General features: G+C 69.3%; 16 protein-coding genes. 10 read left to right on the top strand and 6 right to left on the bottom strand.

Annotated features, from left to right (window positions below; translation table 11 throughout):
• Positions 1–92: 92 nt before the first annotated feature.
• The 3 genes from AB0J16_RS37005 to AB0J16_RS36995 form a co-directional block, all read right to left on the bottom strand.
• Entirely contained in the window at positions 93–1,034 is a 942-nt protein-coding gene (locus tag AB0J16_RS37005) for an NYN domain-containing protein (protein WP_358548511.1), read from the bottom strand.
• A gap of 104 nt (positions 1,035–1,138) precedes the next feature.
• A complete protein-coding gene (locus tag AB0J16_RS37000) occupies positions 1,139–1,339 on the bottom strand; it encodes an acyl-CoA carboxylase subunit epsilon (protein WP_358548508.1) in 201 nt (66 codons plus the stop codon).
• The gene (locus tag AB0J16_RS36995; RefSeq protein ID WP_358548506.1) at positions 1,336–2,925 is read right to left on the bottom strand and encodes an acyl-CoA carboxylase subunit beta; all 1,590 of its coding nucleotides are present in this window, start codon (positions 2,923–2,925) and stop codon (positions 1,336–1,338) included. The genes AB0J16_RS37000 and AB0J16_RS36995 overlap by 4 nt, the downstream gene beginning before the upstream one ends.
• A 35-nt stretch (positions 2,926–2,960) precedes the next feature.
• Here AB0J16_RS36995 and AB0J16_RS36990 point away from each other — a divergent pair, with 35 nt between their 5' ends.
• The 5 genes from AB0J16_RS36990 to AB0J16_RS36970 all read left to right on the top strand — a co-directional run bounded on the left by AB0J16_RS36990 (position 2,961) and on the right by AB0J16_RS36970 (position 9,912).
• Positions 2,961–3,734, top strand: coding sequence for an ABC transporter ATP-binding protein (locus tag AB0J16_RS36990; protein ID WP_358548504.1), 774 nt, complete (start codon positions 2,961–2,963; stop codon positions 3,732–3,734).
• Complete coding sequence (locus tag AB0J16_RS36985) at positions 3,731–5,290, top strand: hypothetical protein (RefSeq protein WP_358548502.1); 1,560 nt, start codon at positions 3,731–3,733, stop codon at positions 5,288–5,290. The genes AB0J16_RS36990 and AB0J16_RS36985 overlap by 4 nt, the downstream gene beginning before the upstream one ends.
• Positions 5,291–5,357: 67 nt before the next feature.
• On the top strand, positions 5,358–7,979 hold the full coding sequence (locus AB0J16_RS36980) for a phosphoenolpyruvate carboxylase (RefSeq protein WP_358548499.1): 2,622 nt from the start codon (positions 5,358–5,360) through the stop codon (positions 7,977–7,979).
• A gap of 29 nt (positions 7,980–8,008) precedes the next feature.
• Entirely contained in the window at positions 8,009–9,244 is a 1,236-nt protein-coding gene (locus tag AB0J16_RS36975) for an AAA family ATPase (RefSeq protein WP_358548496.1), read from the top strand.
• 44 nt (positions 9,245–9,288) lie between these two features.
• Positions 9,289–9,912 (top strand): hypothetical protein, encoded by a 624-nt coding sequence (locus AB0J16_RS36970; RefSeq protein WP_358548493.1) that lies wholly within the window; start codon positions 9,289–9,291, stop codon positions 9,910–9,912.
• 50 nt (positions 9,913–9,962) lie between these two features.
• Here the strand turns inward: AB0J16_RS36970 and AB0J16_RS36965 are convergent, their stop codons facing one another.
• From AB0J16_RS36965 to AB0J16_RS36955, 3 genes are read right to left on the bottom strand one after another with little or no spacing between them, the layout of a single operon-like run.
• Positions 9,963–11,042, bottom strand: a complete 1,080-nt coding sequence (locus tag AB0J16_RS36965; RefSeq protein ID WP_358548491.1) for an epoxide hydrolase family protein — start codon at positions 11,040–11,042, stop codon at positions 9,963–9,965.
• A 58-nt stretch (positions 11,043–11,100) separates the two neighbouring features.
• Positions 11,101–11,952, bottom strand: coding sequence for a formate dehydrogenase accessory sulfurtransferase FdhD (gene fdhD / locus AB0J16_RS36960; protein ID WP_358548488.1), 852 nt, complete (start codon positions 11,950–11,952; stop codon positions 11,101–11,103).
• Positions 11,949–14,153 carry an FdhF/YdeP family oxidoreductase gene (locus tag AB0J16_RS36955; protein WP_358548485.1) on the bottom strand — a complete coding sequence of 735 codons (2,205 nt, stop codon included), beginning with the start codon at positions 14,151–14,153 and terminating at the stop codon, positions 11,949–11,951. The genes fdhD and AB0J16_RS36955 overlap by 4 nt, the downstream gene beginning before the upstream one ends.
• Positions 14,154–14,214: 61 nt before the next feature.
• Between AB0J16_RS36955 and AB0J16_RS36950 the strand changes: the two genes are divergently transcribed.
• The 5 genes from AB0J16_RS36950 to AB0J16_RS36930 are packed head-to-tail and all read left to right on the top strand — an operon-like array spanning position 14,215 to position 18,265.
• Complete coding sequence (locus tag AB0J16_RS36950; protein WP_358548482.1) at positions 14,215–15,036, top strand: biotin--[acetyl-CoA-carboxylase] ligase; 822 nt, start codon at positions 14,215–14,217, stop codon at positions 15,034–15,036.
• A 32-nt stretch (positions 15,037–15,068) separates the two neighbouring features.
• Positions 15,069–15,581 (top strand): PH domain-containing protein, encoded by a 513-nt coding sequence (locus AB0J16_RS36945; protein ID WP_358548480.1) that lies wholly within the window; start codon positions 15,069–15,071, stop codon positions 15,579–15,581.
• Positions 15,582–15,622: 41 nt separating this feature from the next.
• Positions 15,623–16,543, top strand: coding sequence for an adenylate/guanylate cyclase domain-containing protein (locus tag AB0J16_RS36940; RefSeq protein WP_358548850.1), 921 nt, complete (start codon positions 15,623–15,625; stop codon positions 16,541–16,543).
• 15 nt (positions 16,544–16,558) lie between these two features.
• Positions 16,559–17,644: an S-(hydroxymethyl)mycothiol dehydrogenase gene (locus AB0J16_RS36935; protein WP_358548477.1), complete on the top strand. Its 1,086-nt coding sequence runs from the start codon at positions 16,559–16,561 to the stop codon at positions 17,642–17,644.
• Positions 17,645–18,265, top strand: a complete 621-nt coding sequence (locus AB0J16_RS36930; RefSeq protein WP_358548474.1) for an MBL fold metallo-hydrolase — start codon at positions 17,645–17,647, stop codon at positions 18,263–18,265.
• Positions 18,266–18,277 lie beyond the last annotated feature (12 nt).

Raw genomic sequence — 18,277 nt, 5'->3', positions numbered from 1 at the left:
TGTTCGCCCGGCCTGTCGACTGGCGGGAATCGGACCTGATCGTTAAATCGCTGGTCAGCAGGTCAAACCCGCCGACCAGCGGAAATCAGACGTCACTTGGACGAGACGCCCACGCCCAGGTCGAACTCCCGGTAGACACGCGCCCAGAACCCGTCGCGCAGCCACACCCGCGCCTCGGGGAACGGCCGCAACGAGTGGCCGAGCTCCTTCTCCGCCTCGATGAGCAGTTCGGTGTCGATGACCGTCGGCAGGATCGGCCCCGGCAACAGGTCGCGGATGTTGTCGCGGCCACGCGTGAGGATCCACTTCTGCGCCACGTGCTCGCCCACGTCCTCGACACGTGGCCGGCTGGGCCCGAGCTTGGCCACCTGGCCGGGCTTGACGTGCGGTTTGACGGGCGCACGGCCGGCGAACACCTGCGCGGGCGACGGAGCGGCCACCGGCGGGGCGACCGGAACGGGTTGTGGAGCACGACTGAAAAAGGGCCTCAGGAATTCAGCAGTGATCACTTCCACGGTGTCCGACTCCCAAACCAGCCGTTCGGCCTGGTTGGTGCCGTACGGCGGCTCGACGCCCCACAAGTGGATGCGCACCCCGTACGCCTGCGCCGCCTCCACCGCGGGGACCATGTCCTCGTCTCCGGCGAGCAAGATCGTGTCAGTCACCGCGTGATGCCGGGCCAGGGCCTCCAGATCGCTCCTGATCTGCGCGTCCACGCCCTTCTGCTGGCCACGGGCGTTCAGGTTGCCAAGCCGTACCTTGACCCAGGGCAACTGGGCGATTACCCGCTGATCGACGGTCGGCACACGGTCGCGAGCGGCGTCATACCAATAGATCCGCAGCAGTTCGCCAGATATACGTTCCAGCGCATGTTTCTGTAGACTCTGGATCAGCTCATCGGCGGCCACTCGATATTCTTTGCGCTCCTTGGCGCCCAGCAGCACTTCGCCTGCGGCAGCATAGAGATAACCGACGTCCACCAGGACGGCGTACTTCGCTGCCACAGCATGCGGCATGAGGTCTGGGATGGCCATGTGTCCTCCAGGCCGCGGTTAGTTGATCGGCTGACTATATACGCCTACTTTCTCTAGATAGTCCCAACTCCTCGAGAACTTGACACCCGATTCCCGGGATCTATCTAGGGCAGGGCGCTCATCCGCCAACCCGACTTCCCCGGTGGGGCTGCCTTACGCATCGCTCTCGCCGGGTTTCGCCATGTTTGACTTCGCGGTATGACCGCCGGCTCCGGCACGGCCTGCCGCGTCGCGAGAACGGTCACGAGGGCGGCGATCTCCTCCGGCGTGGCGTCCCCACGAACAATCCGCAGATAGGCGTTCATAGCGGGATGTTCCCATGCTTCTTCGGCGGCAGCGAGGCCCGCTTGTTCCGTAGTGCCCGCAGCGCCCTGACGACCTGAGCCCGGGTCTCGGCGGGTCGGATCACCGCGTCGACGTAGCCGCGCTCGGCCGCGATGTACGGGTTGGCCAGCGTGTCCTCATATTCGGTCACCAGCCTGGCCCGCTCGGCGTCGGCATCGTCGCCCGCCGCGCTGAGCTCGCGCCGGTAGAGGATGTTGACGGCGCCCTGCGCGCCCATGACCGCGATCTGCGCCGTGGGCCACGCCAGGTTGACGTCGGCGCCCAGGTGCTTGGACCCCATGACGTCGTACGCCCCACCGTACGCCTTGCGGGTGATGACCGTCACCAGTGGCACGGTCGCCTCGGCGTAGGCGTAGAGGAGCTTGGCGCCGCGGCGGATGATTCCGTTCCATTCCTGATCGGTCCCTGGGAGGAATCCCGGGACATCTACAAAAGTCAGGATCGGGATATTAAAAGCATCACATGTTCGAATAAAACGGGCTGCCTTCTCGGAGGCGTTGATATCCAGGCACCCGGCGAAATGCATGGGCTGGTTGGCCACCACGCCCACCGCCTGCCCGTCGACCCGGCCGTACCCGACCACCACGTTGGGCGCGAACAGCGCGTGGACCTCCAGGAACTCACCGTCGTCGAGCACGTGCTCGACGACCCGGTGCATGTCGTAGGGCTGGTTCGCCGAGTCAGGGATCAGCAGGTCGAGCTCGGGATCCGGCTCCAGGTCACCGGCGCCCTCGAACACCGGCGCCTCGTCCAGGTTGTTGGAGGGCAGGTAGGACAGTAGCGCCTTGACGTAGTCGAGCGCGTCGCTCTCGTCGGTGGCCTGGTAGTGGGCCACGCCTGACTTGGTGTTGTGCGTGTGCGCGCCGCCGAGCTCCTCGAACGTGACCTCCTCGCCGGTCACCGTCTTGATCACGTCGGGCCCGGTGATGAACATCTGCGACGTCTGGTCGACCATCACCACGAAGTCGGTCAGCGCGGGGGAGTAGACGTGCCCGCCGGCCGCGGCGCCCATGATGAGCGAGATCTGCGGGATCACGCCCGAGGCATGCACGTTGCGCTTGAAGATCTCGGCGTAGAGGCCGAGCGCGACCACGCCCTCCTGGATGCGGGCGCCGCCGCCCTCGTTGATGCCGATGATCGGGCAGCCGGTCTTCAGCGCCAGGTCGAGCACCTTGACGATCTTCTCGCCGTAGACCTCGCCGAGCGAGCCGCCGAACACGGTCACGTCCTGCGAGAACACGCACACCTGGCGCCCGTCGATCGTGCCATGGCCGGTGATCACGCCGTCGCCGTACGGTCGCCTGCTCTCCAGCCCGAACATCGTGGACCGGTGCCTGGCGAACTCGTCGAACTCCACGAACGAGTCCTCGTCGAGCAGCGCCAGCACCCGCTCCCGCGCGGTCATCTTGCCCTTGTCGCGCTGCTTGGCCACGGCCGCCGCCGAGCCGGCGTGGACCGCCTCGTCCAGCCGGCGCTCGAGGTCGGCGATTTTCCCGGCGGTGAGGTGAATGTCCGGCGGGTCCGGTACGGCCTCGGCAGCAGTCATGCGCGCAACATTAACCCGGCTCCTACAGTGGATCCATGACGGAGGCGGTTCACACGCACGGCCTGTTCAAGCGATACGGCCCGCAGATCGCGGTGGCCGGCATCGACCTCGTGGTCCCGGCGGGCAGCTTCGCCGGGCTCGTCGGCCCCAACGGCGCCGGCAAGACGACTTCCCTGAGCATGATCACCGGACTGCTCCGCCCCGACGGCGGCCAGGCCGAGATCGACGGCTTCAACGTGTGGCGCGATCCCGTCGAGGTCAAAGCCCGCATCGGCGTGCTGCCCGAGGGGCTGCGGCTGTTCGAACGCCTGTCGGGGCGCGAATTACTCCTCTACAACGGCAGGCTGCGCGGCATCGCCAAGGCCGACGTCGAGCAGCGCGCCGAGGAACTACTGCGGGTGATGGACCTGGCCGACGCCGCCGACAAGCTCGTCGTCGACTACTCCACCGGCATGCGCAAGAAGATCGGCCTGGCGGCGGCGCTGCTGCACAACCCCTCTGTGCTCTTCCTCGACGAGCCGTTCGAGGGCGTCGATCCGGTCAGCGCCAACACGCTCACCGAGGTGCTCCGGCGCTTCACCGCCTCGGGCTCGACCGTCATCTTCTCCAGCCACGTGATGGACCTCGTCGAGCGGCTCTGCGACTGGGTGTCGGTGATGAGCGCCGGGCACATCGTGGCCCAGGGCCCGCTGGAGAAGGTACGCGCCGGACGCAGCCTCAACCAGGCGTTCCTGGAGCTGGTCGGCGGTCCGCGCGACAACGGCGACGCGGGCCTGAACTGGCTCGGCCGGGGGAAGGAACCCGCGTGAGCACCGTCGCGCTCTTCGCCCAGCTCAAGCTCCGGCTGCTGGCCGGCAACCTCCGCGGCGACATACAACGCAAGCTCGGCTTCATTTTCACCCTCATCATGTCCGTGTTCGTGAGCGTCATCGGCTTCCTGCTCATGAGCCTGCTCCGGCTGGCGCCGCACGACGTCGCGGCGTCGATCGTCGTCGTGGTGTTCTCGGTCATGCTCATCGGCTGGATGGTCGTGCCGCTGCTGGCGTTCGGCCTGGACGACACGCTCGACCCGGCGCGGCTGTCGCTGTTCCCGCTGCCCACCCACCGGCTCGCGGTCGGCATGTTCACCGCCTCCGCCACCGGCGTCTGGCCGCTGGCCACCCTGATCGTCACGGCGGGCGCCCTGGTGGGGCTCGCCACCGGCGTGGGCGGCGTCCTGCTCGGGATCGTCGCTGTGCTCCTGCAGTTCGCGCTCTGCCTGGTCGCCTCCCGGCTGGTCACCACGGCGCTGTCCAGCGCCCTGCGCACCAGGCGCGGCCGGGACGTGCTGGCCGTGGCCGCGATCTTCGTCGTGCTGCTCGCGCAGCTGCCGAACCTGCTGCTCAACAGCAACATCGGCGACCCGGCGGGGATGCTGCGCCAAGTCGCGGCCCTGCTCAGGTGGACGCCCTCGGGCATGGCCGCGCACGCGATGGCCGACGGCGGCCTGACCGGCCTGGCCGAGCTCGTCGTCGTGGCCCTCGTGGTCGTGGTGGTCGGCTGGCTGTGGATCAAGGCGCTGAGCCGGGCCCTGGTCACACCCGACTCCTCCACCCGCGCGGCCTCCGTACGCAGGGGGAGCGGCCTGGTCGACCGGTTGGTGCCGAGCGGGCCGCTGGCCGCCGTGGTCACCAAGGAGCTCAAGTACATCATGCGCGAGCCCCGCTACCGGGTCGGCTGGTTCTCCTCCGTCCTGGTGGCCGTCGTGCTGGGCTTCTCGGTCACCCGCTCCGGAGACGCCGGAGCGTCGACGCCGATCCTGCTCACCGCGTCGGCCGGGATGATGATCGCCCTGCAGTCGGCCAACTCGTTCGGCATCGACGGCCGCTCGCTCTGGATGAACGCCGTGACCATCGGCTCGGAACGCGGCCTCAGCACCGATCTGGCCGGCCGCCACCTGGCCGGCGCGCTGGTCGCGACGCCGCTGCTCACGCTGATCGCCGTCGCCGCCGGGCTGTTCGCCGGCCACCCGGAGGGGATCGTGCCGGCGGTGCTCATCGGCCTGGGCGCGCTCGGGACCGGGTTCGGCGTCGGCTCCGTGACCAGCGTCGTCATCCCGTACACCATGCCTGAGCGGATGAACGCCTTCAGCGGAGCCGCGCCCGGTCAGGGCGGCCAGGCGTTCGTCTCCGGCCTGGGCGCGCTGCTGGGCATCTCCCTCCTGTCGTTGCCGTTCGTGGTGCCGCTGCTCTTCGGGCTGCTCTGGGTGTCGGTGCTCGCGCCGTTCTACGGGCTGCTGGCCGAGGTGCTGGGCCGGCGGCTTGGCGCGAAGATCGGCTTCCCCCGCCTTCCCGAGCTGCTCGCCGCCGTGTCCCGGCCCACCTGAGCATTGGTCTAGTCCAATACGTGAGACCGCCTTACCGACATTCCTCGCTTGTGGATACCTTTGAAGCATGATTGACCAGGGGATTGAGCGTCGCAGTGCCGCGGTCACCGAGATGCCCGATGAGCTGCGCAAGGACGTGCGATTGCTCGGCAAGCTGCTCGGGCAGGTGATCGCCGAGCAGGGCGGCGAGGATCTGCTGGCCGACGTCGAACGCCTGCGCAAGGCCGTGATCGCCGCCCGCAGGGGCGAGGTCACCGGCGACGAGATCACGGCCATGGTCGCGCAGTGGGAGATCGACCGGGCCGTGCAGATCGCCCGCGCGTTCACCTGTTACTTCCATCTGGCCAACCTGGCCGAGGAGCACTACCGCATCCGCATCCTGCGCGAACGTGACACCGAGGGCCGGGTGGAGCGGGAGTCGCTGGCTCAGGCCGTACACGAGCTGGGCCCCGAGCGCGTCGCCGAGCTGGTCGAGGGGCTGGAGCTGCACCCGGTCCTGACCGCGCACCCGACGGAGGCGCGCCGGCGCGCGGTCGTCACCGCGATCCAGCGGGTCAGCGGCCAGCTCAGCGAGTACAACGCCGCCGGGCGCGGCGCCTCCGAGCGCGCCGAGAGCCGCCGCCGGCTGCTGGAGGAGATCGACCTGCTGTGGCGTACGGCCCAGCTGCGCTCCACCAAGCTCGACCCGCTCGACGAGGTACGCACCGCCATGGCCGCCTTCGACGAGACGCTGTTCCGCATGGTGCCGCAGGTCTACCGCTCGCTCGACGCGGCACTCGGCGAGGGCACCGGCACCCGCCCGCCGCTGGCCAGGCCCTTCATCCGCTACGGCAGCTGGATCGGCGGCGACCGCGACGGCAACCCCAACGTGACCGCCAAGGTCACCCGCGAGACCGTCCAGATCCAGTCCGACCACGTGCTGACCGCCCTCGAGACGGCCTGCACGCGCATCGCCCGCACGCTCACCTCGGCCGAGCAGTTCGCGCCGCCGTCGCCGGAGCTCAGGGCGGCGCTGGCCGCGGCCGTCGACGCCCATCCCGAGGTGGTCTCGGAGATGGCCACCCGCTCGCCGCGCGAGCCGCATCGGCAGTGGCTGATGTTCGTGGCCGCCCGCATCGCCGCCACCCTCCGCCGCGACCTCGACCTCGCCTACCGCGCCCCGGCCGAGCTGCTCGCCGACCTGCGCCTGGCCCAGGACTCGCTCTCCGGCCACGCCGCGCGTCAGGCGTACGGGGAGCTGCAGCAGCTCATCTGGCAGGTCGAGACGTTCGGCTTCCACCTGGCCGAGCTGGAGGTACGCCAGCACTCCCAGGTGCACGCGGCCGCGCTGGAGGAGATCAGGGCGGGCGGCGAGCTGTCGGAGCGCACCGAGGAGGTGCTGGCCACGATCCGGGTGATCGCCTGGATCCAGGAGCGGTTCGGTGTCACGGCCTGCTCCCGCTACGTCGTCTCCTTCACCCGCTCCGCCGACGACATCGCCGCCGTCTACGAGCTGGCCGAGCACGCGCTCGGCAAGCGCGCGCCGGTGCTCGACGTGGTGCCGCTGTTCGAGTCGGGCCAGGACCTGGCCAACTCCCCGGACGTGCTGTCCGGCATGCTGGAGCTGCCGCCGATGCGCGAGCGGCTGGCCGCCAACGGCCGGCGCATGGAGATCATGCTCGGCTACTCCGACTCGGCCAAGGAGCTCGGCCCGGCCGCCGCGACACTGCGCCTGTACGAGGCGCAGGAGCAGCTGACCGCCTGGGCGCTAAAGCACGACGTCAAGCTGCGCATGTTCCACGGCCGCGGCGGCGCGCTCGGCCGTGGCGGCGGCCCCGCCAACCGCGCGGTGCTCGCGCAAGCACCCGGCTCGGTCGCCGGTCGCTTCAAGGTCACCGAGCAGGGCGAGGTCATCTTCGCCCGCTACGGCCACATCGCCATCGCCCGCCGCCACCTGGAACAGGTCACCAACGCGGTGCTGATGGCCTCCTCACCCACGGTCGGCTCCCGCACCGCCGCCGCGGCCGACCGCTTCCGCTCGCTCGCCGAGCAGGTGGCCACGGCCTCGGAGCAGGCATACCGTGCGCTCACCGAAGCCCCCGGCTTCCCGGAGTGGTTCGCCTTGGTCAGCCCGCTGGAGGAGATCGGCTCCCTGCGCCTCGGCTCCCGCCCCGCCCGCCGCGGCCTCGGCGCCCCCCGCTCACTCGACGACCTGCGCGCCATCCCCTGGGTCTTCGCCTGGGCCCAGACCCGGGTCAACCTGCCCGGCTGGTACGGCCTGGGCACCGGCCTGGCCGCGGTCGCCTCACTCGACGAGCTGAAGGCGGCCTACGCCGAATGGCCGCTGTTCAACGCGCTGCTCGACAACGCTGAGATGTCGCTGGCCAAGACCGACAGATCGATCGCCGAACGCTACCTGGCTCTCGGCGGCCGCGGGGACTTCGCCCGCCAGGTCATGGAGGAGTATGACCGGACCCGCAGCCTGGTGCTGCAGGTCACCGGCCACACTCGCCTCCTGGAGAACCGCAAGGTCCTCTCCCGCGCCGTCCAGCTCCGCGACCCGTACGTGGACGCGCTGTCCCACCTGCAGCTACGCGCGCTGACGGCCATGCGCACCGGCACCTTGTCGGACCACGAACGCGAACGCCTGTCGACGCTGCTCCTGCTGTCGGTCAACGGGGTGGCGGCGGGCCTGCAGAACACCGGCTGAGTCGCCGCCCAGATGAGAAGATGACCAGCATGGCGGAGCAGCGGCTTACCGAGCTACGGGTGGAGAACTTTCGCAGTCTGCGACAGATCACCATGCCTCTCGGGCCCGTCAACGTGCTGGTCGGGCCGAATGGCGCGGGTAAGACGAATGTGCTGAAGGTCTTCGACTTTCTGGCCGACATCGTCAGGACCGACCTGGAGCCTGTGCTGGCCGCCCGCGGTGGCTTCGATGAGTTGGTGTTCAGGGGCGGCGCCGAGCGGCCTGATCATCTTCTCATCGGGATCAAAGGAGCATGGTCTTCCTCTTTGGCAGGGGCTCCCGACGAATACGTATTGAAGATCACAAATGCTCCTCTCGCCAGGGAGGAGGTTTTCCGGTCTGCCGACGTGCAGCATCGCTTGCGGACCATCACTGTGGAAGGGACGAGGGCGAAGGCTCAGCTACAGACCCTCGGCCAAGGCGGTTTCGAGAGTCGTTCCGAATGGCCGTCGCTCGAGGTCGGCACCGCTGACCGGAAGTCGGACGAGGTCGGTATTCAGCCCCTGAGCAGCGGACTTTCGACACTCCCGCGACTGGCGGAGAAGAAGTTCAGCATGGCGCCCACCCTTGTGGCGGACATGCTGCGGGCCTTCAGGGTCTTCGACGTTGACGTCTCCAAAGCGAGCATGCCATCGCGGGTGCATCGTGGCGGGCAAGAACCGATCGCCGACAACGCCGCCAATCTCGCGGCGTTCCTCCTCGCCCTCCGAAACTCGGATGAGGACGCGTGGAGTCGGCTCCAGGCCGATGCCGTGGAGGCGCTTCCCCAAGTCGAATCCCTCGATTTCGAGTATCCGTCCGGGGGGGCTCACTCGGTCGTGGTCGTACTCAGGGAGCGCGGTCTGCGCGAACCCACCCCCCTGCTCGACGCCTCCTACGGAACCATCCGCCTGCTCGGCCTCCTAGCCATGCTCTACGACCCCGCTCCACCCGCGCTGACCTGCGTGGAGGAGATCGACCACGGACTTCACCCGCAGGCACTCGAACTGCTGGTGGAACGGGTCCGGGAGGCGAGCGAGAAGACCCAGTTCATCATCGCCACTCACTCTCCCGCTCTCGCCGACCGGCTCAAGCCCGAGGAGATCGTCATCTGCGAGCGTGGTGACGACGGTTCCTCTCTGATTCCGGCCATCTCCACGGTCAAGGTCGAGGAGATCGTCCGGGCCAGCGAAGGACTCCCGCTTGGCGAGCTGTGGTTTTCCGGTGTGCTGGGCGGCGATCTGTGAGCCGACGGGGAGGCACCCGTGTCCGGCCCACGAAGAAGCCTGTCGTGGTCGTAGCGGGAGAGGACAGGAACGACCGCCTCGCCCTTCGTGTGCTCTTGGAGGAGTTCTGTCCGCAGATGGCGGGTCGGATCGTGGAAATCAATGACAAGGTGCGGTTGCACCAGGCCGGTGACGCGAACCTAGCCGCCCGCGCGGAGACCCTGGCGAGCAAGGTGCGGGCGCGGGCTGTACGGGATGACACCAGCGTGGCATGCGTGTTCGTCCACGAGGACCTTGACGACACTGATAGCGACGCCTATCCGATCATCCGTGAACGCGTCCAGAAGGATCTCGAATCCGCCCTCGGCAACGTCCACTACGCCCTCGCGGTGTCGGAGATCGAAGCCTGGCTGTTGCTCTTCCCCGATGCGTTGTCGGCCATCGCCGCGTCCTGGTCTCTCCCCGCCAAGCACAAGGGCAAGGACACAGGGCGATTCCCAGACCCCAAGAAGATTTTGATGAACGAGGTCAGTGGAGTCGGCCGCCGCTACCGCGAGTCCGATGCTCCCGAGATCCTCGATCGGGCGGCGAAGCTCGGCGTGCTGGGCAGGCCGGTGGGCCGTAACCGATCGTTCGACCAGATACGCGTGGACGCGGCGCGATGCTGCGCAGAACACATACGTAAGTGAGCGGCCCGGTCGAAGGAGCATGACCGGGCCGCTTCTTGCTTGCCGAAAGCTCAGCCAAGGCCATCGAAGAAGGCTTTGATGTCGGCGGTGACGGCTTCTGTGGCGGTGTGGGCCGTGTAGTGGCCGTGGGCCGGGGCTTCGAGGGTCTTCCAGGAGACGATGCCGGTGTGGTCGCGCTCGGCGAACGCGCGGATGGACTTGAAGTCGCCCTCCGCCATGGCCAGCGCCGTCGGCACCGTGGTGGGCTCCTTCGGCGTCTCCATGCGGGCGTTCTCCCAGTACAGGCGCAGGGCCGAGCCGGCGGTGCCGGTGAACCAGTGGATCGCCGCGTTGGTCAGCACGAAGTCGTCGTCCAGGTCCTCGTCGAAGAGCTGGGCGAGCCAGCCGAGCAGCCCGGCGGGTGAGTCGGTGATGGCGTGGGCGAGCGTCTGCGGCTGCTGCGACTGCAGGACGTTGAAGGCGCCCTTCTCCTTCCAGAACCAGTCGAGTACGGCCAGCCCGGCCTGGTCCTCCTCACTCAGGTTCGCGAACTCGGCCGGGTCGCCGGAGGGGAAGGAGAACAGCTGCGTCACATGGACGCCGACGACGCTGTTGGGGGCGAGCCGGCCGAGTTCGGGGGAGATCATCGAGCCCGCGTCGTTGCCCACCGCGCCATAGCGGTCGTAGCCCAGGCGGGACATCAGCTCGGCCCAGGCCCGGGCGATGCGCTGGTTGTTCCAGCCGAGCTCGGTGGTCGGGCCGGAGAAGCCGTAGCCGGGGAGTGAGGGCACGACGAGGTGGAAGTGCCGCGACAGCGGTTCGATGGCGTCGAGGTATTCGACGATCGAGCCCGGCCAGCCGTGGGTCAGGATCAGGGGAAAGGCGTCGGCCGAAGACGAGCGGACGTGGATGAAGTGGATGTTCTGCCCGTCGATCTCCGTGGTGAACTGCGGGTAGGCGTTGAGCCTGGCCTCCTGGGCCCGCCAGTCGAAGCCGTCGAGCCAGTGGCCGACCAGGCGGCGGACCCGCCCCACGCCCACGCCCTGGTCGGCGTCCGCGATCTCGTCGGTGAAGCGGGTCATGGCGAGTCGGGTCCGCAGGTCGTCGAGGTCGGCCTGCGGGATCTCGACGCGGAAGGGGTGAACGCTCATCGCGGGGCTCCTTGTCGGAACGGGTTGTTCTGTTCCAACAGTAGCAGAACGGAACGCTTCATTCCACTAATACGCGCTCCTGACCCGCGTACACGTTGCACCGCTGCCCGCGCAGGAACCCGACGAGCGTCATGCCGAACTCCCTGGCCAGGTCAACGGCCAGCGACGAGGGGGCCGACACCGCGCACACCGCCGGTACGCCAGCGGCCAGGGCCTTCTGCATGATCTCGTAGCTGGCCCGGCCGCTGACCATCAGCACGTGCTCGGTCAGGGGGAGCCGCTGGCCGAGCGATGCCCAGCCGACCAGTTTGTCCACCGCGTTGTGCCGGCCCACGTCCTCCCTGAGCGCCACCAGCGTCCCGTCGGGCCGGAACAGCCCGGCCGCGTGCAGGCCGCCCGTCTTACCGAAGACGCCCTGGCCCGCCCGTAGCGCGTCCGGCAGGCCGTACAGGACCTCGGGGGTGAGGACGAGATCGCCGCGGGGAAGCGGCGAGCAGCGGTCGTGCAGGTCGTCGAGGCTGGCCGAGCCGCACACGCCGCAGGCGCTGGAGGTGAGGAAGTGGCGGTCCAGTGTGGGCAGGTCGGGGATCGGGCCGTGCAGGCGTACGGTGACCGTGTTGTAGCGGGCCTCCGGCGGGAGGTCCTCGTCGGTGCAGTACGCGATGGCCGCGATGCCGCCGGGCTTGACCAGGCCCTCCCCGTGCAGGAACCCGGCGGCCAGCTCGAAGTCGTGGCCGGGGGTGCGCATGGTGATGGCGACGGTCTTGCGCGTCCCGTCCAGTGCGCTGAGGCGGATCTCCAGCGGCTCCTCGGTGGCGAGGTCGTCGCGCCGGTCGCGGACCGTGGAGCCGGACAGCTCGCGGACGCGGATGCGGGTGGTGGGACCCACGCGGGTCAGCCGGTCGGTCATAGTCGCCGCACGGTGACGAGCGCGTTGTAGTCGGGGATCCTGGCCTGGGGCGAGCGCCTGGTCTCGTCGAGGAGTACGTTGCCCTCCGGCCAGTGGATCTGCAGGTTGCCCGGCATCAGTGGCGCGCGGAGGACTTTGCCCCCGTACGTACGCTCGCCCGAACGCAGCTCGACCGGAGTGCCGTCGGGCAGGCCGAGGCGGTCGGCGTCATAGGGGCTCATCAGCACGGCCTCGCGCATCGCGCCGTTGAAGCCGTCGAGGCGCTCGTGGACCATGCTGTTGAACTGCTTGCCGCGCCGCGTGGCCACCATGAACGTGCCGTCGGGGCGCTCCAGCGCGGGCGGCTCGACGGCGGAGAACACGCCGCGCCCGTCAGGGGTGTTGAAGCGGCCGTCGGCGAACAGGTGGCGCCCGCCGTACTGGACGTTGTCCCCGAACGCCTTGAGGTCGGAAATGCCCTGGTAGAACGGCACGGCCTGCTCGATCTCCTCGCGGATCCGCGAGGTCCCGGTGAAACGGACTTTTGCCGAAATTTCGGGGTTTGTGTGGGCGGCCAGTTCGCCGAAGATCTTCCACTCCGGCCACGCCTCGCCGATCCGCGGCCCCTCGATCTCGGGCGAGAAGATGATCCGGCGCTCGGTGGAGGTCTCGGTCACCCCGCCGGTCATCTCGTAGCGGGTCTGGGCGGGCAGCAGCAGCACGTCGCCCTCGGACGGCACCAGCATCTGCGAGGACAGCACGATGTCGATGTGCACCCGGAGCTTGAGCCGGGACAGCGCCTCCCGGCAGTAGCTGGGATCGGGCAGCACCTCCAGGAAGTTGCCGCCCGAGGAGATGAGCGCGTCGAGGTCGCCCGAGTGGGCCGCGTCGATCATGTCGGTCGCGGTCAGACCCGGCGCCGTCGGCACCTCAAATCCCCAAATATCGGTAAATCTTGCGGCGTTTTCTGGGGTGATCGGCAGGCCACCCGGCAGGCCGGTGGCGTACGCGCCCATCTCGGCCCCGCCCTGCACCCCGCTGTGCCCGCGGATCGGCATCAGCCCGCAGTTGTCGCGCCCCAGGAATCCGCGCGCCAGGGCCAGGTTCACGATCGAGCGGACGTTGTCCTCGCCGAAGGCGTGCTGCGTGATGCCCATCGACCAGACCAGCACCGCCGACTTCGCCTCGCCGAGCAGCCGGGCCAGCCGGAGCATCTCGTCGCGGGTCGCCCCGGACAGCGCCTCCAGAGCCTCCCACGACTGGTCGGCCAGCGCCTGGCGTACCTCCTCGAAGCCGGAGGTCCGCTGGTCGACGAACGCCTTGTCCACCCAGTCGTTCTCGATCAGGTGCTTGAGCACGCCGTTGAGGAAGCCGATGTCGCCGCCCACGTTCACGCCGAAGAACTCGTCAGTGATCTTCGTCCCGAACACCGCCGACTCGGCGTTCGACGGCACCCAGTAGCGGTCCATGCCGGGCTCGCGGTAGGCGTTGACCATGGCCACGCGCGTGCCGGCCTTCTTGGCGTGATAGAGGTACTTCATCGCCACGGGCTGATTGTTGGACGGGTTCGACCCGATGAAGACGATCAGGTCGGAGCCGATCCAGTCGGTGTAGGAGCAGGTGGTGGCCGCCGCGCCGATCGTCTGCTTGAGCGCGACGGTCGAGGGGGAGTGGCAGATGCGCGCGGCGTTGTCCACGCTGTTGGTGCCCAGCGCGCGGACCGCCTTCTGCGCCACGTAGTAGTTCTCGTTCGGCATGCCGCGGCTGGTCAGGTAGGCGCCGAAGCGCGCGTCCCGCAGCCCGCCGGCGGCCACCCCCAGCGCCTCGTCCCACGAGATCCGCCGGAAGCCCGGCTCACCCGCCCGCCGGAGCATGGGGTACGGAAGCCGCCCGAGCTCTCGCAATTCGGCGCTCTTCTTACCGGCCAGCCCGGAGACGTCACCCAGCAGCGAGACGTCGAGCGCCGGCATCGTGTTCAGCGGCAGCAGCCGCAGCCGGATGTTGCACAGGTGGATCTCGTCCATGGTCCAGTCGCGCATGCCCCGCGTGCCCAGCGCGCACCCGTCACACGTGCCCTGCTGGAGAATCCGCCAGGCGTAACGCCTGTTGCCCTTGACCGATCGAAACGCCTTCAGCAGTTCCAGATAGTTGTTCGGCTTGCGCAACCCGAGGCCGAACGGTCGCCACGAGGCCCAGTTACGTGGATCCAGACGTCTGCTCATCTCCCCATCTTCACCCGCGTGGGGCGTCAGAGGACAGCCGACCTTGGGCGAAGATGGAGGAATGCCGGACTCGCGCTACTCCGACCTCGACCGTCCGCCCCTGTCCGAGGTGGCGCTCAACCACGCCCTCGTACGCCCCGGCAGCCTGTGGACCGGCGTGAGCGTCGTCGAGAGCACCGGCTCGACCAACGCCGACCTCGCCGAGACCGCCAGACAGGGTGTCGAGGAGGGCCGGATCCTGGTCGCCGAGTCGCAGGTGGCCGGCCGGGGCCGGCTGGGCCGCACCTGGATCGCGCCGCCGCGCTCAGGGCTGACCGTCTCCGTCCTGCTGCGCCCACGGGTGCCCATCGCCGCGCAGGGATGGCTGGCGCTGCTGTTCGGCGTGGCGGCGGCCTCGGCCGTGCGCCGGCTGGCGGAGGTGGACGTACGGCTCAAGTGGCCGAACGACCTGCTGATCGGCGAGCGCAAGCTGGCCGGGATCCTGGCCGAGCGGGCGGAGGACGCCGTGGTCATCGGAATGGGCCTGAACGTCTCGCTCAAGCCCGAGGAGCTCCCCGTGGAGACGGCCACCTCGCTGGCCATCGAGCAGGCCGCGTGCGTGGACCGGGATCCGCTGCTCAGGGCCGTGCTCAGGGAGGTCGAGAGGCACTACCGCGACTGGTCCGAGGCGGGCGGAGACGCCGACGCGTGCGGCCTGCGCGCCGCCTACCAGGCGTCGAGCGCCACCATCGGGCGGGAGGTACGCATCGAGCTGCCCGGCGACCAGGTGCTGACCGGCCAGGCGACCGGCATCGACCAGGCCGGACACCTCCAGGTGACCGCCAGCGGCCAGCGGCACACATTGAGCGCGGGCGACGTCGTCCACGTTCGCGCGTCCTCGTAGCCCCGGCGGCGCGGAGGTGACACCATTTGCCCATGACCCTCCCCGACCACCACTTGACGCAGGGTGAGCGACGCATCAGGTCGTTCCACCCGCACTGGAAGCGGCTCGTGGTGCCCTTCATCGCGCTCGTGCTGATCGTCGCCGCCTCGGGCGTGGCGATCTTCCTCATTCCCGGCAGCTTCGAGTACGCCAACTACGCCAGGATCGCCGTCGGCGTCGTCGCCGTGCTGCTGCTGACGGTCTGGTCGTTCGTGCCGTACCTGCAGTGGAAGAACACCGGCTACGTGCTCACCACCCACCGCTTCACGATCAGCATGGGCGTGCTCAACAAGTCGACGGACGAGATCCCGATGGCCAAGGTCAACACGGTCAGCTCCGACCAGACCTTCTTCGAGCGCATCCTGGGCTGCGGCACGCTCACCGTCGAGTCGGCGGGCGATCGGGGGCAGATCGCGCTGCGCGACATCCCCCACATCCAGGACGTCAGGACCGACCTGTTCCGCCTCCTGGAGGACGCCTCCGACGGAGATATCGACGGCCATTGAACAGGCCCACCGCTGAGGAGATCGACCGGCTGCTGGTCGGCATGCCCGCCCGTCACACCAAGGCGGAGGTGTCGGCCGAGGCCGGCGTGTCACCGGCGCTGGCCGAGCGCATCTGGCGGGCGCTGGGCTTCGCCTCCCTCGCCGACGACGCGGTGGCCTTCTCCGACGGTGACGTCGACGCGCTGCGGCGGGTGAGCGGGATGCTCGCCAACGGCCTGCTCGACGAGCCGACCGTCATCCGGATGGCCCGCGCGCTCGGCCAGACCACCGCCAGGCTGGCCCAGTGGCAGGCCGAGATCATGATTGGCGCGATGCTGCCGCCCGGCGAGCGGCCCTCCGACGACGACCTCGGCCGGGTGCTCGACACGGCCCGGCAGCTCCTGCCCGACTTCGAGCAGGTGCTGATCCACGTCTGGCGGGCGCAGCTGGCCGCCGCGGGCACCCGGCTGCTATCTGTCGCCGACCTCGATGAGGAGAACATCCCCGCCCGCGTGTCGATCGCCGTGGGCTTCGCCGACCTCGTCTCCTTCACCCGGCGCTCCCGCGAACTCGACGAGCGGGAGCTGGCCGCGCTGGTCGAGGGGTTCGAGGCGCGGGCCTCCGACGTGGTGGCCGCGCACGGCGGCCGGCTGGTCAAGACGCTCGGCGACGAGGTCCTGTTCACCGCCCACACCCCGGCCGACGCGGCGGCGATCGCGCTCGATCTGGTGGAGCCGGGCGACTTGCGCATCGGCCTGGCCTACGGGCCGGTCCTGCCCATGATGGGCGACGTCTTCGGCACGACGGTAAATCTTGCCGCCCGGCTCACCGCCATCGCCCGGCCGGGCACCATCGTCGTGGACGCCGAATTGGCCGAGGGTCTCGACGGCGACACGGGCTTCGAGCTCCGCAGGATCCGGCGCAGGCCGGCGCGGGGGATCGGGATGGTGCAGCCCTACGCCTTGCGGAGATCATCCCCTTGACACAAGATGGCTGCCATGCCGTACGAAGTGCAGGGAGTCATCGCCCGAGGTAAGGGCCAGGAAGTATCGGTCGAGACGGTGCTGGTGCCCGATCCCGGACCAGGGGAGGCGGTGGTGACCGTCAAGGCCTGTGGGGTCTGCCATACCGACCTGCACTACCGGGAGGGCGGCATCAACGACGACTTCCCGTTCCTGCTCGGGCACGAGGCCGCGGGCGTGGTCGAGGCGGTGGGCGAGGGTGTCACCGGGGTCGCGCCCGGCGACTTCGTGATCCTCAACTGGCGGGCCGTGTGCGGCCAGTGCCGGGCCTGCCTGCGCGGGCGCCCGTGGTACTGCTTCAACACCCACAACGCCGCCCAGAAGATGACACTGGCCGACGGCACCGAGCTCTCGCCCGCGCTGGGCATCGGCGCGTTCCTGGGCAAGACGCTGGTCGCCGCGGGGCAGTGCACCAAGGTCTCCGCCGACGCGCCCGCCGAGGTGGCCGGGCTGCTCGGCTGCGGCGTCATGGCCGGGCTCGGGGCCGCGCTCAACACGGGCAACGTCTCCAGGGGCGACACGGTCGCCGTCATCGGCTGCGGCGGCGTGGGCGACGCCGCGGTCCTGGGCGCGTCGCTCGCCGGCGCCGCGAAGATCATCGCGGTCGACGTGGACGACAGCAAGCTCGAATGGGCGCGCGGCTTCGGCGCCACCGACACGGTCAACTCGCGGGCGAACGACCCGGTTGAGGCGATTCGCGACCTCACCGGCGGCTTCGGCGCCGACGTGGTCATCGAGGCCGTCGGCCGCCCCGAGACGTACAAGCAGGCGTTCTACGCCCGCGACCTGGCCGGCACCGTCGTGCTCGTCGGCGTGCCGACGCCCGAGATGGCGCTGGAGTTGCCGCTGCTGGATGTGTTCGGGCGCGGCGGCTCGCTCAAGTCCTCGTGGTACGGCGACTGCCTGCCCTCGCGCGACTTCCCCATGCTGATCGACCTGTTCCTGCAGGGGCGGCTCCCGCTCGACAAGTTCGTGTCGGAGACCATCGCGCTGGACGAGGTCGAGGAGGCCTTCGCCAAGATGCATCGCGGCGAGGTGCTGCGCTCGGTGGTGGTCCTCTAGATGATCGACAGGGTCATCACCTCGGGGACGTTCTCGCTCGACGGCGGCACCTGGGACGTCGACAACAACGTCTGGCTGGTCGGCGACGCCCGCGAGGTGGTCGTCATCGACGCGGCGCACGACGCGCGCGCCATCGCCGACCGCGTCGGCGAGCGTACGGTCAAGGCCGTCCTCTGCACGCACGCGCACAACGACCACATCAACGCCGCGAAGGAGCTCGCCGAGCTGACCGGGGCGCCGATCCGGCTGCACCCCGCCGACCAGGTCCTCTGGGACCAGGTGTACGGCCAGGAGGTGCCGTACGAGCCCCTGGCCGACGGCGAGAAGGTCGAGGTCGGCGGGATCGCGCTGGAGGTGCTCCACACCCCCGGCCACGCGCCGGGCGCGGTCTGCCTGTACGCCCCCGACCTCGGCGTCCTGTTCAGCGGCGACACGCTGTTCAAGGGCGGGCCCGGGGCGACCGGCCGGTCCTACTCGTCGTTCGACAACATCGTCGACTCGATCGCCCGGCGGCTGCTGGGTCTGCCCGGCGAGACGGTCGTGCACACCGGCCACGGTGACTCGACGTCGATCGGGGCCGAGGCGCCGCACCTGGAGGAGTGGATCGCCCGGGGTCACTGATCTGTGTCGTAC

The sequence above is a fragment of the Nonomuraea sp. NPDC049750 genome (genome assembly GCF_040659625.1).
Classification (GTDB): domain Bacteria; phylum Actinomycetota; class Actinomycetes; order Streptosporangiales; family Streptosporangiaceae; genus Nonomuraea.
This window is presented reverse-complemented; position numbering and strand designations above follow the sequence as displayed.

Bases quoted from the DNA above. Each gene is read 5' to 3' on its own strand.
- AB0J16_RS37005 (WP_358548511.1), bottom strand. From the start codon at position 1,034: ATGGCCATCCCAGACCTCATGCCGCATGCTGTGGCAGCGAAGTACGCC.
- AB0J16_RS37000 (WP_358548508.1), bottom strand. From the start codon at position 1,339: ATGAACGCCTATCTGCGGATTGTTCGTGGGGACGCCACGCCGGAGGAG.
- AB0J16_RS36995 (WP_358548506.1), bottom strand. From the start codon at position 2,925: ATGACTGCTGCCGAGGCCGTACCGGACCCGCCGGACATTCACCTCACC.
- AB0J16_RS36990 (WP_358548504.1), top strand. From the start codon at position 2,961: ATGACGGAGGCGGTTCACACGCACGGCCTGTTCAAGCGATACGGCCCG.
- AB0J16_RS36980 (WP_358548499.1), top strand. From the start codon at position 5,358: ATGATTGACCAGGGGATTGAGCGTCGCAGTGCCGCGGTCACCGAGATG.
- AB0J16_RS36975 (WP_358548496.1), top strand. From the start codon at position 8,009: ATGGCGGAGCAGCGGCTTACCGAGCTACGGGTGGAGAACTTTCGCAGT.
- AB0J16_RS36965 (WP_358548491.1), bottom strand. From the start codon at position 11,042: ATGAGCGTTCACCCCTTCCGCGTCGAGATCCCGCAGGCCGACCTCGAC.
- fdhD (WP_358548488.1), bottom strand. From the start codon at position 11,952: ATGACCGACCGGCTGACCCGCGTGGGTCCCACCACCCGCATCCGCGTC.
- AB0J16_RS36955 (WP_358548485.1), bottom strand. From the start codon at position 14,153: ATGAGCAGACGTCTGGATCCACGTAACTGGGCCTCGTGGCGACCGTTC.
- AB0J16_RS36950 (WP_358548482.1), top strand. From the start codon at position 14,215: ATGCCGGACTCGCGCTACTCCGACCTCGACCGTCCGCCCCTGTCCGAG.
- AB0J16_RS36945 (WP_358548480.1), top strand. From the start codon at position 15,069: ATGACCCTCCCCGACCACCACTTGACGCAGGGTGAGCGACGCATCAGG.
- AB0J16_RS36940 (WP_358548850.1), top strand. From the start codon at position 15,623: ATGCCCGCCCGTCACACCAAGGCGGAGGTGTCGGCCGAGGCCGGCGTG.
- AB0J16_RS36935 (WP_358548477.1), top strand. From the start codon at position 16,559: ATGCCGTACGAAGTGCAGGGAGTCATCGCCCGAGGTAAGGGCCAGGAA.
- AB0J16_RS36930 (WP_358548474.1), top strand. From the start codon at position 17,645: ATGATCGACAGGGTCATCACCTCGGGGACGTTCTCGCTCGACGGCGGC.